A 15,015-nucleotide genomic window follows, 5' to 3' on the forward strand; every position below is an offset into this window, starting at 1 on the left:
GCTTTCAGAGCGCCTTCACAGAGATGGCTTCGCCCGCCATTTTCTTACGCAGCGTACGCTTGGTACGGTCAATCACATCGCCCGCCAGCTGACCACAAGCGGCGTCGATATCATCACCACGGGTTTTACGCACGATGGTGGTGAAACCGTAATCCATTAGCACTTTGGAGAAGCGATCGATACGGCTATTGGAGCTACGGCCATACGGCGCGCCCGGGAACGGGTTCCACGGAATCAGGTTGATTTTGCACGGCGTCTCTTTCAGCAGTGCCGCCAGTTCATGCGCGTTGTCGGTGCTGTCATTGACGTGATCCAACATCACATACTCGATGGTCACACGGCCCTGATTGGCGTTGGACTTGCCGATGTAGCGTTTGACCGCCGCAAGGAAAGTCTCGATGTTGTACTTTTTGTTGATCGGCACGATCTCATCACGAATCGCATCGTTCGGCGCGTGCAGTGAAATCGCCAGCGCTACGTCGATCATATCGCCCAGCTTATCCAGCGCCGGCACCACGCCAGAGGTTGACAGCGTAACGCGACGTTTTGACAGGCCGAAACCGAAGTCGTCCAGCATGATATCCATCGCCGGCACCACGTTGTTCAGATTCAGCAGCGGTTCGCCCATGCCCATCATCACCACGTTGGTGATCGGGCGCTGACCGGTAATTTTCGCGGCACCGATGATTTTCGCGGCGCGCCATACCTGGCCGATAATTTCTGATACGCGCAGGTTGCGGTTAAAGCCCTGCTGCGCCGTCGAACAGAATTTGCACTCCAGCGCACAGCCTACCTGTGAAGAAACGCACAGGGTTGCGCGATCCGCTTCCGGGATGTAGACGGTTTCAACCAGCTGGTCGCCCACGCGAATCGCCCATTTAATGGTGCCATCGGTGGAACGCATCTCTTCCGCTACTTCCGGCGCACGGATTTCAGCGCGCTGCATCAGCTTACCGCGCAGCACTTTGTTGATGTCGGTCATCTGCTCGAAATCATCGCAGCAGTAGTGGTACATCCACTTCATGACCTGATCGGCACGGAACGGCTTTTCGCCCATCTCAAGAAAGAATTCGCGCATCTGCTGACGATTAAGATCCAGCAGGTTAATTTTTTCGTTTTTTGGGGAAACAACCACGGGGGAAGCGGACGACGGCGTCACAATCTGTTCGGACATAATGTTCTCTGGCCTCGTTGTTACACGTTACGGCTCTGGTTAATAGTAGGAAAAAAACAGCGCCCTCGCTGAGGCTGGCTCAACAAGGGCGCATAATTGTACTACATCTGCTGCATGATGCCAGGGGAACCGTTTCACAGAGGTTGAACAGCTGTAAAGACGGGTGTCCGCTCAGGCCATCAACGCACTTAGCGAGTGCGTGGGCAGACTTCGTTTTCTGCGAAGAAGTACGCGATTTCGCGTGCTGCAGATTCAGCAGAGTCAGAACCGTGGGTCGCGTTCTCGGTGAAGCTGTCCGCGTAATCTGCACGCAGAGTCCCTGCCAGCGCGTTGTCTGGGTTAGTTGCACCCATCAAATCGCGGTGACGCTGAACGGCGTTTTCGCCTTCCAGTACAGAAACCACAACCGGACCAGAAGTCATGAATTCAACCAGACCATCAAAGAATGGACGGCCTTTGTGCTCAGCGTAGAAGCCTTCAGCCTGCTCTTTGGTCAGGTGCAGCATTTTTGCGCCAACGATTTTGAAGCCCGCGCTTTCAAAACGGTTATAAATTGCACCAATCACGTTCTTAGCGACGGCGTTTGGTTTCACGATTGAGAAAGTACGTTCGATTGCCATGTTGACCTCTAGTTAGCATCCTGAAGAATCCGGGAGCTCCTCCCGGTAAGAAAACGCGCCGATTATAGGGATATCGCAGCGCGTTGCCTATTAGCGATTTGCGGAATTATTGAAAATAATTGATTTTTGTCGGGGCGCGCAGGCAAAAAGTATGCCATATCCATGCACTTAACCGCGGATAAATGACACCGATGAGAGTTGCCCCGCTTCATCCATCACCACCAATTGATAACTGCCCGGCTCATCCAGCACCAGCGCCGCACTCTTATTACTCGCGTCCCGCTCAAGCGGCTCTCCGTTTAAGAACCACCAGCGCTGCTCACCTTGCCCGCCCTGCACCGCAACCGGCATCACCAGCACCACTTTACCCGGCAGAGGCTGTACGCGCTGGCCGTTGATCACACCAGTAATCACCATCGGCGGCGCATTGCCCTGATTGCGCGGCGGACAAGCGGGATCGATCGGCGGCAAGCGCTGCGCACGGCGTTCAGCAACCGGCAGCCAGGGTTCAAGCGGCAGCGGCCACATCAGGCGCTCCCTACTTTGTGCATCCGGGCAATCGGCCGCCACACGCCATCCCCGGCTGTTCTGCCAGTAGCGCTGACGCAAGCCATTGACGCCTTCCTGCCCCGGCGCCAGCAGCGTCGGTGGCACAGTTTGATTCAGCACCCAACTCTGACGACGCTGGCGACAGTTTTCGTCGCCGGGAGGCAATGGCTGACCGCCAGGCCAGCAAATGCTCATGGCGCTGACCGAAAGCGGACGCGGATCGCGCGGCGCACCGCTCACCGGCATATGTCCCGCCAGCACATTATTGACCTGATTCATCACCGGCACCGCCGAGGCAAAACCAAATTGCCCGGCGACCGGCGTGGCATCCGGCCGCCCAACCCACACGCCAATCAGATAGCGCGGCGTGATGCCAATCGTCCATGCATCACGGTAGCCGTAACTGGTACCGGTTTTCCACGCCAAAGGCGCAATCTCCGCCACCGCGCCGCTGGCCGGAGGTTGCGCCGCGCCAGCCAGAATGCGCCGCACAATCCATGCCGCGCCCGGCGACAACAGCGGCCTTTCCTGCAGCGGCTGTGTCGTCAGCCAGCGCAACTGCGCCGCATTGCCGTGACGGGCAAAGGCGCTGTAGGCCGCCACAATCTCATCCATGCGCGCGCCGGTGCCGCCCAGCACTAGCGACAGATTGGGCTCTGCGCCAGCGGGAAAGCGCAGATTCAATTCCACGTTACGCAAGCGCGCGGCGACACTTTTTGGCCCCAGCGCATCCAGCAACTGCACCGCCGGGAGATTGAGCGACCGCTCCAGCGCAGCGCTGGCGCTCACCGGCCCGTGAAAGCCCGAGTCAAAGTTGCCGGGACGATAGTCACCGAAGCGGCGCGGCACATCCTGCAGCAGTGATTCGCCATGAATCAGCCCATCATCCAGCGCCATGCCATAGACAAAAGGCTTCAGCACCGATCCCGGCGATCGCACGCTGGAGATCATATCGACATGACCAAAACGGCTGTCGTCATTGAAATCCACCGATCCGACATAGCCGCGCACTTTCATGTTTTGGTGATCCACCACCAGCAGCGCCAGCGAGGTGCGCGGCGGTAAGTTGTTTTTCAGCGACGTCGCCAGATTCTCCAGTTCGCGCTGCAGCGACACATCAATGGTTGAGGTGATTTTGTTGTCGGGTGACAGCGACAATAGGCGGCGGGCCAGCAGCGGCGCACGTTGCGGCATCTGGCGCGGCGGCAGCCACACTGCTTCTTGTTTGATATCGGCGACATCCTGCGCTGACCAGACGTGATATTGCGCGAGGCGATCCAGCACTTTATTGCGTGCGGCTTCGGCGCGCTGTGGCCAGCGGTCCGGACGCAGGCGGCTCGGCGCCTGTGGCAACACCGCCAGCAGCGCCGCTTCACCTTGGGTGAGCTGGGACGGCGGTTTCCCCAGCCACATCCAGCTCGCCGCGCCAACGCCCTCAACCGTGCCGCCAAAAGGGGTGCGATTGAGATAGAGCGTGAGGATGTCGCGTTTAGAGAGATGATATTCGAGCTGCAGCGCGCGCCACGCCTGCACCACTTTTCCGCGCAAGGTGCGCGGTTGCGGATCGATAAGCCGCGCCACCTGCATAGTCAGCGTGCTACCGCCGGAAACCACGCCGTGATGCAACACGTTCTGCCCGACTGCACGCACAATCGCCATCGGATTGATGCCGGGATGATGCCAGAACCAGCGATCTTCGTAGGTCAGCAGCGCCTCAATATAGGCTGGCGAGACATCCTCCAGCGTCACCGGATAGCGCCAAATGCCTTGCGGGTCAGCAAAGCGCCACAGCGGCGTACCGTCCTCAGCCACCACCACGCGCGCCGGCTGTAACTCATGCAGCGGTAGCGGTGTAAGGCGATCCAGTAGCCACAGCGCGGCCAGCAGCAGCAGTAAAAAAAGCGGCAGCCAGCGCCACCGCTTTAGTCGCTTACTTCCAGACATCAATGCTTAACGCACATTGAGTTTTTCCGGCGTGCTGCCAATCGCGCGCCATTCCGGCACATACATCGATTCCACCTGCGGCGGCGGCAGGCGATAGCTGCCCGGCGTCACCGCACGCGCCAGATACAGCAGCGTGCCCGGCGTGTAGCCATCGAGCGCCAGCGCGGCGACAAAGCGGTCGTCACGGAATTCGATGTGCTTGATGTTGGCTTGTTGCATATCCATCATGCTCTCTTTCAGCGCATCGGCACTGTCGCCTAAACTGGCGCTGCTGTCGCTCAGGTTCTGGTTTTCCAGCTCCAGTCCGGCAGGCAGCAGATCCACCACCAGCGCATCACTGACGCGCTCGCTGGCCGCGACTTTAAGCCGCACCACCAGCAGCTCGCCACTTTTCAGGTTGGTGAGATCCGCCGGCTTACCCTCCAGCGTGAAGTACTCACGACTGATCTGCAGCACGTTGCTCATCGGCGACGGTGCGGTGCGCGGATACCCCACCACATTCAGCGTGCCGTAAAGCGGCGATGCGTTGTCGCTTTTCACCGACACGCCCTGACGCAGCTGATCTTCCGTCATGCCAATATTGAGCGGCTGATCACTGCTGAGCGGTTCCGCTTTACCCTGCAGTGTCGCCTGCCAGCTTTCGCCTTTATGCTGCTGCAAGGTGCGGGCGGCGAGGAACAAGGCGTTGTTTTCCTGAGTCGAGAACCAGCGCTGTCCGTGTACGGCTTTCGCCAGATCGATCAGCAACGGACCTTGCATCTCCGGCAGCAGCTGGTTTTCTGTCAGCAGCGACAGAATCAGCGCGCGATCGCGCACCGGGCTGCCGTAATCGCCGAGCCAGCTGTTGGGTTTACGTTCCAGGCCAATGCCCTGCGCCAGCGCCAGTTGTGCGCGCTGTTGATCGCCCATCAGCTTCAATGCCACGCCAAGCTGCACCATCGCCAGGCCCGATTTAGCCCGATCGCGTTTTTCATACAGCGCACGCAACGCACCGAGCGGAGCCTGCTGCTGACGTGCCAGCACCAATCCGGCATAAGCCTGCACGCTGAAACGCAAGCCATCGGCATCGCTGCTCCAGCTGGTTTCGATCTGCGCGGGATCCTGCAGATAGCGCAGCAGACGTTCGTCGGCACGGGTAATCACGCCATCCGGCACGCTGTACCCGGCTTCGCTGGCGCGCAGCAGGAAATCGGTGACGTAAGCCGTCAGCCAGAACTCTTCCTGACTCTCCTTGCTCCACAAACCAAAGCTGCCGTTGCCGCGCTGCATGCCGGCAAGACGCGCGATACCGGTATCAATTGAGGCGCGACGCGCTTCATCGTTGCTGGTTTTGATGCCCATCGCCGTCAGCTGCGCATGATTGGTGAACACCGACGGCCAAATGCCGCTGGCGGTCTGTTCAAGGCAACCATAAGGATAGGCATACAGCGAACGGATATAGCTGGCGATATTCAACGGCGGACGGTTGCTGAGCGACAGCTGTCCGCTCAAGGTATCCTGCTGCAAGCCATTGAAGGCGCTGGCCATCACCTGCCAGTTCTGGCCGGTTTGCATCACGTTATCGAAACTCAGCGTTTGGGCCGGATACGCCGGACGTACACCAATTTTCCATTTACGCTCGCTCGCCGCCAGCGTTTCACCCGGCAAACTCATGCCGGAAACCTTGACCTGTACCTCGCCTTCACCGAAGCCGCCCAGCGCTTTGACTGGAATTTGCAAGGTGGTGCGCGCGCCTTGCGCCAGCTGCACGCTGGCAGGGATGTTGCCGTTCACGGCGATCTGGCCGCTGGCGCTGACGTTGATTTTCAGCGTTTGCGGTTGATCGGTGAGGTTAGTGAGATCCAGCGCCAGCGTAGATTGATCGCCGTTGGCCAGGAAGCGCGGCGTCGCCAGTTCACTGATCAATGGCGCGGCAACCACCAGCTTACGATCGGCCGACCCGAAGCTGTCGTCGCTCCACACCTGCGCCATCAAACGCAGTTCGCCATTAAACGCCGGAATCGGCAGTTCCAGCGTGCCTTCGCCATTGGCATCCAGCGTTACGGGCTGCAACTGCTGCGCCACGATCTGCACATCAGTGACCGGTTTTTTGCCGCCGCGCGACAGCGCATCCGCATCGTCGGCGTCACCACCAAAGCGCAGCGCGGCCAGTTTGCCACCGCCTTCAATCAGTTGACCAAACACATCGTATTGATCGGCGTTATAGCGCTTGCGGCCAAAGAACGCTTCCCACGGATTCGGGGTTTTGTAGTCAGTGATGTTAAGCACACCGCTGTCCACCGCCGAGAGTAATACCTGAACCTGCTTCGGTAATGCGCCACCTTCACGGCTGGCTTTGACCTGCACTTTTAGCGTCTGCTCAGGACGGATTTTATCCGGCGCGTCGAGCGCTAAGCTGAGGCGGCGCGCTTCGGTCGCCATCGGCAGATGCAGTAACCCCACCGCGCGTTTCGGCGTGACGCCGCTGGCCTTGTCGCCGTCGCGCACCACGATGGCGCTGAGATAGAGATCGTGTCGCTTCCAGCTGTCGCTAATCGGTACATCAATGGTTGCGCCGCCCGCCGGAACCTCCAGCGGTTGCCACCACAGCGTGCCGCTGCTGGATTCCACCATCAGATAGCCTTTACCGGCAGCAGGCGATTCCACCTGCACATGCGCGGTGTCGCCCGCCTGATAGGCGGTTTTATCAATTTTCAGTTTGACCTGATCCGGACGCAGCGCGCCGGTGCCGTTGGTATTGTCCTGCCACCCATATCCGGCCTGGAAGCGTACGCTGCTAATAATGTTGTCGCCGGCATGCACTTCCAGGCGATAGGCGCCCCACTCCACCGGGAAACTCACTTTTTGGCTGCCGCCCGCTGTAATAGAGATGCGCTGCTGATCCTCCTGCAGATCCTTTTGATCGAAGCGCGATTACCAGCCTTCGCTATCAGAGAAGCTCCAGTAATAGTCGCGGCGTTCGTGGATCAGGCGCACATCAAGATCTGACGCCGCCAGTTTTTCGCCCTGCGGATTGGCGTAGACCACGTCGAATTCCGCGAGGCTGTTTTCTGCCACGGTCGGCTCATCGTGATAACGATCGCTGCGATAGTCATATACCGATTCACTGCTAAACAGCGGACGGATGCCGGGCAGCGCCGCTGCCGGCCAAATCGCCTGAGTCGCGCGGCGCGTCACCGGACGGCCGCCGGTTTCCAGCAGGCTGGCTTGCAGAATCAGATTGAGCGGCGAATGGCTCTCTTTCCAGCTGCTCTCAACGTTAAGCTGCAGCTTGCCGCTCTCATCCAGCTTCTCATCCACATCATCGAGCGAACGTTTCAGCTCTTCAGTGATGTCACCAAATTGATAGCCAGGCAGCGCGGCAACCGCATCACGCGCGGGACGCAGGAACAGCTGCCCTTGCAGCTCGTTACCCGCAGCCGGCGCGCCGTACAGATAGCGGCCTTCAACAGCAAAGGTGACGTCGTCATCCGGCGCCAACGGCTGCGCGCTGTTGGTCAAATCCAGCGCCATGCGCTCCGGCAGGAAGTCTTCGACGTGGAACGGCCAGCTGCGCGGCTGGTTGTCGCCACTGTTGATGCGCAGCGTCCATTCGCCGGTCATCGCCGCAGCCGGTATCGCGAAGCGATGTTGATAGACGCCGTTCTCTGGCTGCCAGACAAAGGTCTGCGACACTTCGCCATTCGGCTGCACCACGTCGGCTTTCACCGGCTGCGGCGGCAACGGTTTGCCATCTGCATCACGCAGCAGCGCGTTGACGATCACCGTTTCACCCGGACGATAGAGATCGCGCGGACCAAATACGAACAACTGTTTGTCGTAGCCTTGCGGTCCATCAATCGGGAACTCCGCCAGATCCAGCGCCGGACGATTAAGATCGATCAGCGAGGTTTGGTCCTTTTGTGTCGCCAGCAGCAGCTTGCCTTTAGCATTCGCCGGTAAGCGCAAATGACCGTTGCTGTCGCTGGTGCCACTGGCGAGTTGTTTGCCTTTTTCATCCAGCAGCTGCACGCTAACGTCACCAAGCGGCGCGCCATTGGTCAGGCTTTGGGCAAACAGTTCCAGCTGTTCAGGGAATTGGTGCAGCGACAAACCGATGTCGCTCAACGTAAACAGTGTCGCCGGTTGCGTGTAGTTGTAGGTTCCGGCCTGTTTCATCACCGCCAGATAAACGCCCGGCTGCTTCAGCGCATCGACATCGCCCAGCGGCAGCTGCATTTTCTCGCGCGTGTTGCGTGCCGGATTAAGATCGAAGCGGGCGCCGTAAACCAGATCGGCATTTTTCAGCAGCTCGCGTGATTCCCAGTACGACATATTGTTGCCGTAATTCCACTGCGCTAGAAAATCGGCCAGCGAGGCGTTTTTCACGCGGAAGAAATCGACGTCGACGTTATTCACATTCAGCGCCAGCACCGGCAATCCCTGCGTCAGACGCAGCGGCAGCAGCGATCCGCGACTGGCAAAACCCACCATCGGCTGGATATCGCGCGTGGTGAGCGATTGGCTAAACGATTTCGATAAGGTGCTGCCATCGGCCGCTTTGAGAGCGGCATCGACGTTAACCGTCAACTTGCGCGACGGTTCAGGATGACGAAAACGCAACGCTTTACCGTTTGGCGCCAGCTCCCAGCCGCCATCAACCTTGCCGCTTTTCTCATCGATAATCTGCACGCGCGCAGCGAAATCCTGCTTCGCTTCAAGCGGCGTGTTGAAGGTCAACACCAGCGCGGCGGCGCCGTCGAGTTGCAGCTCGGAGAGATCGATAACTGACAGCGATTTCTGCGTTGCTGTTGCGGTTGCCGCTTCCTCCGCGTGTATCGTCAAGGTCCCGCCGCCCAGTAATCCAGCACCGAACAGCGCGCTGAGCAGCAGCCGGTTAAAACGTTTTGCCATGGTAATTCCCTCACCAGTCCCAGAAGTTAAGAAAACGTCATTCCGCGCAATTTCACATCAACCCGCCAACTTTAGCAATCACACCCTTGAGATAGCGTTCACATTCCCGGAGACTGGTCGTTTCCCGTTTGCTGAGAAGAGGTTGCTATGACAGCCATGTTTGTGTCCGCTGATTGGTTGAAAGAACATTACATCGAGGAAACATTGCAGGTGCTTGATGCCCGCATGTTACCGCCTGGCCAGGAAGCCGTACGTGATGTGCAGGCTGAATATCTGGCTGGTCATCTGCCGAATGCGCCGTTCTTCAATATTGAAGCCTTGTCCGATCACACCAGTGCTTATCCACACATGATGCCCCGCGCCGAATCCTTTGCGGTGGCAATGCGCGAATTGGGCGTCAGCCAGGACAAACATCTGGTGGTGTATGACGAAGGCAACCTGTTTTCGGCTCCGCGTGCGTGGTGGATGCTGCGCGCCTTTGGCTGCGAAAACGTGTCGATTCTGGCCGGAGGATTACAGGGCTGGAAGGCAGCCGGTTTCGATGTCGCCACCGGACCGGTTAGTTTGCCGGAGGGTGAATTCGAAGCGACTTATGATAGCGCACAGGTGAAACGTCTGACCGATGTGCTGCTGATCAGCCACGAAGGCGGTGCGCAGATTGTCGATGCCCGTGCGGCGAACCGTTTTAACGCCGAAGTGGATGAACCGCGTCCGGGCTTGCTGCGCGGGCATATTCCCAACAGCCTGAACGTGCCGTGGAACAGTTTAGTGGTAAATGGTGAATTGAAACCGGCAGCGGAACTGCGCGATCTGTTTGCTCAGGCGGGGGTAAAACTGGATCAGCCGGTGATTGCCAGCTGCGGTTCGGGTGTCACGGCGGTGGTGGTGATTCTGGCGCTCACCTCGCTGGGTGTGCGGGATGTGACGCTGTACGACGGTTCGTGGGGCGAATGGGGCAGCCGCGACGATTTACCGATCGAGAAGTGATAGCAGGTCGCCATCAATGGCGACCGCGCATTATATAATCCGCTGACTGCCCTTAAAATCGCGCAGGAAACTGCCCCAGCGACGTTCATAGAACGGCGTGATGTGGGCAGTAAAGAAGTGGCTCACGCCGCGATCTTCATTAACCACTTCACAGATATCAATGGGCGCATCATCCGCAAGCGTATCCGTCGCTACACCGCCCGCCGCCTGAATAATCTCATCGATATCGCTATCAGCTTCGATACCAATCAGCAGGTTCGGTGCTGCGCTAGCGCTTTCACGAATGCTGGCGATGTAAGCACGGCGTACCTGTTTGTACTTGGCAAACAGTTGCGTTAACGAATCAATCATCTGCGCTGGCGGCTCGGCCACTTCGGACAACAGCAACGCATGACCGCCTTCCAGCACGGTTTGCTGGCTCAGCGCACTGCCCTCTTCGCCAATCAAATGGGCGATTTCACCCGGCGAAAACTCTTTACCCGCAGGCAGTTTCGGATTGAGGAACAGCGTTTCGCCTTGCGTGATTTCAAACAGCGTGCGCACCGGCATGCGCAGGTAAGGCTGTTCATCTTTGATGGCCTCGCCCATCGCCTCTTCCGAGGTGAAGAACGGGATCACGCTGCCGCCACCCTCTTTTTCCCAATGCTGTAATTCGACCGGCGAAGTCGCATCAAACTGTTCGGCGGGACTTTCGCCTGGCACCCACACATCGGCTTCCAGCAGCAGCTGGAAAAATTCCGGACGGTGCGCAGGCTCAGTAGCCGCCAGCTTCAGCACCTCTTCAAGACGGTTACTCATTTGTCGTATTCCAAAAAAGACGGCAAGCTTGCACCTGCCGTGATGAGGATTATTTCAGTAACAGATTGGCGACGGTGCGTACACCCAAACCGGTCGCACCCGCGGACCACTGATCCACCGCGCTTTTGCGGTACGTCGCGGAGCAGTCAATGTGCAGCCAGCCTTGCTGATATTTGCTGACGAAATGCGACAGGAACGCCGCCGCACTGCTGGCACCCGCCGCATGTGACGGGCTGGCGATGTTATTCAGATCGGCAAAGTTCGAAGGCAGATGGCTGCGATGGAACTCGGCCAGCGGCAGACGCCAAAATGCTTCGTTTTCGCCGGTCGCGCTGCCAAGCAGCGATTCCGCCAGCACATCGTCAAAGGTAAACAGCGCGTGATAATCGTTACCCAGCGCGGTTTTCGCCGCGCCGGTCAGCGTTGCCGCATCGATCAGCAGTTCAGGATTTTGCTCGCTGGCATCGATCAGGCCATCGGCCAATACCAGACGACCTTCCGCATCGGTGTTCATCACTTCCACGGTTTTACCGTTGCGATAGCGAATGATGTCGCCCAGACGGAAGGCGTTGCCGCTGACCATGTTGTCTGCGCAGCATAGATACAGCTTCACGCGCTTATTCAGACCGCGTGAAATCGCCAGCGCCAGTGCGCCAGTCAGCGTTGCCGCGCCGCCCATATCAGACTTCATTGAGTCCATGAAAGCGCTCTGCTTCAGGCTGTAACCGCCGGTATCAAAGGTGATGCCTTTACCGACCAGACAGGCGTAAACCGGCGCATCTTCATCGCCAGTTGGATTGAAATCCAGCGCCAGCAACACCGGTGCGCGCGTGGAGCCGCGGCCCACGGTGTGGATACCGGCGTAACCCTGAACACGCAAATCGTCACCTTTGGTGATGCGATAGCTGACTGCTTTGCCGCCCACTTCGTTGATCAGATCAACCGCGTTGTGCGCCAGCTGTTCCGGGCTAAGATCTTCCGCCGGCAGGTTGATGGTGTCGCGCACCCAGTCAACAATCTTCAGACGACGTGCAAATTCAGCCTGATCGTCCTCATTGAATTCCGGCCACTCGACCTGACGTTTGCCTTTCGGGCTGCGGTAGCCTTGCCAGAACGCCCAGCACTTTTCCACATCCCAGCCTTCGCCCTGCAGCGAGACGTGACGAATGCCCTGGCCGTCCAGCTTGCGCCCCGCGCGCTGGATGCTCATCAGCGCGTCTGCGCCAGTCAGGTGAACGGTCATGCCACTTTCGTTGCTGCTCAGCAGCGCTTTGTCACCCCAGCGCGCATCGGCGGCCTGGGAGCTGAGCGTAATTATCATCGGTTGTGTTGTCATCGCGTGGCTCCGTTTGCGTTAGGTGTCACCTTGCGCCAGAACCGGCGCAAGGGGTGCATGAATTAGCGGGCGTTTGCCGCAGGCGAAAGTGCCCGCAGACGTGTTACCGCTTTGTTGACCAGCTCGATAGCGTACTCAATTTCCTCTGCGCTGGTGAAGCGCCCGAGCGAAAAACGCAGCGAGCTGTGTGCCAGCTCCTGCTCAACGCCCATCGCGCGCAGCACATAGGAAGGTTCGAGACTGGCCGAGGTACAGGCGGAACCGGATGACAGCGCCAAATCTTTCAGCGCCATAATCAGCGATTCGCCATCGACGTGGGCAAAACTAATATTGAGGATATTCGGAGCGCCCTGCTCCAGCGAACCGTTGAGGTTCACGTTACCCAATTGACTAATACCGCGCCACAGACGCTGGCGCAGCTCGGCCAGGCGCGCCATTTCGCTGCTCATCTCTTCACGCGCAATCCGGTAGGCTTCGCCCATGCCGACAATCTGATGCACCGGCAACGTGCCCGAACGCATGCCGCGCTCGTGACCGCCACCGTGCATCTGTGCATCGATTTGCAGACGCGGTTTACGACGCACCCACAGCGCGCCGATGCCTTTCGGTCCATACAGCTTGTGCGCTGAGAACGACATCAAATCCACCGGCAGTTCAGTGACGTCAATCGGCAATTTGCCGACGCTTTGCGTGGCATCAACGTGAAACAGGATGTCACGCGCACGGCACAGCGCGCCGAGTGCGGCGATGTCCTGAATCACACCGGTTTCATTATTGACGTGCATCAGCGACACCAGCACCGTGTCGTCGCGCAGTGCAGATTCGAGCATCTGCGGCGTAACGATACCGTCGCTGCCCGGCTGTAAGAAGGTGACATCAAAGCCTTCGTGCGCCAGTTGCTGGCAACTGTCGAGCACCGCTTTGTGTTCGGTTTGGCTGGTAATAATGTGTTTGCCGCGCGCCTGATGGAATTGCGCGGCACCTTTGATCGCAAGGTTGTCCGCTTCGGTCGCGCCGGAGGTAAAAACGATTTCACGGGGATCGGCATTGACCAGCTCAGCAACTTGATTGCGAGCCACATCAACAGCTTCTTCAGCCTGCCAGCCAAAACGGTGGGAACGGGACGCGGGGTTACCGAAAGTGCCATCCATTGTGAGGAACTGCATCATTTTGGTGGCAACACGCGGATCCGCAGGCGTAGTGGCTGCGTAATCCAGGTAAATCGGTAATTTCATTGCGCTAAAACTCCGTATAAAAAATCATACGTCTTTATAGCACATTCGGCCTCGCCCGTATGAACAGGAAAGGCCGAAGGAGAACTGATTAAGCGCGCAGATTAACGTTGATGGTTTCTTGCACACGATGCTGCTGGAAACGACGATTGTCGACGGTATTCTGACGATCGGCCACTTCGAGGATTTCCTGATTATTCACCAGTTCCGCCAGCGTGATGTTGTTGAGGAAGTCGCTGATGCGCTCACTCAGATCACGCCACAAAACGTGGGTCAGGCAACGCTCGCCGCCCTGGCAGCCCTCTTTGCCCTGGCATTTGGTGGCATCGACAGATTCGTCAACGGCGGTAATAACCGCGCCCACAGCAATCGCGCTTGAATCTTTGCCTAACAGATAACCGCCGCCTGGACCACGAACGCTAGCCACTAAGCCATGCTTACGCAGACGTGAGAATAACTGCTCCAGATAGGACAATGAGATGCCCTGACGCTCAGAAATGTCAGCTAGCGGCACCGGGCCCTCATTGGAGTGCAGTGCAACGTCCAGCATAGCGGTTACGGCATAACGTCCTTTGGATGTCAGTCTCATAGCATACAACCTCGTAAGCGTCCGTCCGGTTATCGGCGGGTTATCTGAAGAATTGACGCCAGTCTGACATTCCTGAGTAAAACGGTCAACTATTTAACCAAGTAAATTGCTCAACTATTTAACCAACTGTTTTACTCAACTATTATCCACATTACCTTTGCGCTTTTCGAATGATGCCATCATGCCGCGCAGGATGTTTAGTTCGTCGCGTTCGGGCCGCGCACGCGTATATAAACGACGCAGCTTGCTCATCACCTGGCTTGGCGTGCCTTCACGGATAAAGCCGCTGTTCAGCATCATCTGTTCGATGTGCTGATAGAAGCGCTCCAGATCGTCAACCAGCGGATACGGTGATTCGACCGGCTCTTCCGTCGGCGCGGCTTTTTCCTGCGCGTCCAGCCAAGCCATGCGCACTTCGTAAGCGATAATCTGCACCGCCATCGCCAGATTCAGTGAGCTGTATTCCGGGTTCGCCTGAATCGCGACGTGATAGTGGCATTTCTGCAACTCTTCGTTAGTCAGGCCCACGCGCTCGCGGCCAAACACCAACGCCACCGGCGCCTGCTGCCCCTCTTCCACGCTTTTAATGCCGCACTCGCGTGAATCCAACATGGGCCACGGCAGTGAACGTGAACGTGCGCTGGTGCCAACCACCAAACTACAACCGGCAATGGCTTCATCCATGGTATCGACAATGCGCGCATTACCAATGACATCGCTGGCACCGGCGGCGAGGGAAATGGCCTGTGAATCTGGTTTCACCAGCGGATTGACCAGATAAAGGTTGGTTAAGCCCATGGTTTTCATCGCGCGTGCGACGGAGCCCATGTTGCCGGTGTGCGACGTTTCTACCAATACGATTCGGATATTCTGCAGCATAATTAGAGGCGGTC

General features: G+C 58.0%; 9 protein-coding genes and 1 pseudogene. 1 reads left to right on the plus strand and 9 read right to left on the minus strand.

The window, feature by feature from the left end; genetic code table 11:
- Nucleotides 1-4: 4 nt before the first annotated feature.
- The 4 genes and pseudogenes from PO881_RS14185 to PO881_RS14200 all read right to left on the minus strand — a co-directional run bounded on the left by PO881_RS14185 (nt 5) and on the right by PO881_RS14200 (nt 9,180).
- Complete coding sequence (locus tag PO881_RS14185) at nt 5-1,174, minus strand: bifunctional tRNA (adenosine(37)-C2)-methyltransferase TrmG/ribosomal RNA large subunit methyltransferase RlmN (RefSeq protein WP_007884898.1); 1,170 nt, start codon at nt 1,172-1,174, stop codon at nt 5-7.
- A gap of 188 nt (nt 1,175-1,362) precedes the next feature.
- On the minus strand, nt 1,363-1,794 hold the full coding sequence (gene ndk / locus PO881_RS14190) for a nucleoside-diphosphate kinase (protein WP_007884899.1): 432 nt from the start codon (nt 1,792-1,794) through the stop codon (nt 1,363-1,365).
- A 168-nt stretch (nt 1,795-1,962) separates the two neighbouring features.
- Entirely contained in the window at nt 1,963-4,287 is a 2,325-nt protein-coding gene (gene pbpC / locus PO881_RS14195) for a peptidoglycan glycosyltransferase PbpC (protein ID WP_280171967.1), read from the minus strand.
- 6 nt (nt 4,288-4,293) lie between these two features.
- A pseudogene (locus tag PO881_RS14200) lies at nt 4,294-9,180 on the minus strand (alpha-2-macroglobulin).
- 147 nt (nt 9,181-9,327) lie between these two features.
- Between PO881_RS14200 and sseA the strand changes: the two are divergent.
- Nucleotides 9,328-10,167, plus strand: coding sequence for a 3-mercaptopyruvate sulfurtransferase (gene sseA / locus PO881_RS14205; RefSeq protein ID WP_192411385.1), 840 nt, complete (start codon nt 9,328-9,330; stop codon nt 10,165-10,167).
- 30 nt (nt 10,168-10,197) lie between these two features.
- Here the strand turns inward: sseA and sseB are convergent, their stop codons facing one another.
- From sseB to trmJ, 5 genes are all read right to left on the minus strand, one after another.
- Nucleotides 10,198-10,965 (minus strand): enhanced serine sensitivity protein SseB, encoded by a 768-nt coding sequence (sseB, locus tag PO881_RS14210; RefSeq protein WP_192411384.1) that lies wholly within the window; start codon nt 10,963-10,965, stop codon nt 10,198-10,200.
- Nucleotides 10,966-11,014: 49 nt separating this feature from the next.
- On the minus strand, nt 11,015-12,301 hold the full coding sequence (gene pepB / locus PO881_RS14215; RefSeq protein WP_101763480.1) for an aminopeptidase PepB: 1,287 nt from the start codon (nt 12,299-12,301) through the stop codon (nt 11,015-11,017).
- Between the two features lie 62 nt (nt 12,302-12,363).
- Nucleotides 12,364-13,536 carry an IscS subfamily cysteine desulfurase gene (locus PO881_RS14220; RefSeq protein ID WP_110868265.1) on the minus strand — a complete coding sequence of 391 codons (1,173 nt, stop codon included), beginning with the start codon at nt 13,534-13,536 and terminating at the stop codon, nt 12,364-12,366.
- An 88-nt stretch (nt 13,537-13,624) separates the two neighbouring features.
- Nucleotides 13,625-14,122: a Fe-S cluster assembly transcriptional regulator IscR gene (gene iscR / locus PO881_RS14225; protein ID WP_008108287.1), complete on the minus strand. Its 498-nt coding sequence runs from the start codon at nt 14,120-14,122 to the stop codon at nt 13,625-13,627.
- A 135-nt stretch (nt 14,123-14,257) separates the two neighbouring features.
- A complete protein-coding gene (gene trmJ, locus PO881_RS14230) occupies nt 14,258-15,001 on the minus strand; it encodes a tRNA (cytosine(32)/uridine(32)-2'-O)-methyltransferase TrmJ (RefSeq protein WP_110868266.1) in 744 nt (247 codons plus the stop codon).
- Nucleotides 15,002-15,015 lie beyond the last annotated feature (14 nt).

The organism is Pantoea sp. SS70, from assembly GCF_029866845.1.
In the GTDB taxonomy this organism is placed as follows: Bacteria; Pseudomonadota; Gammaproteobacteria; order Enterobacterales; family Enterobacteriaceae; genus Pantoea; species Pantoea leporis.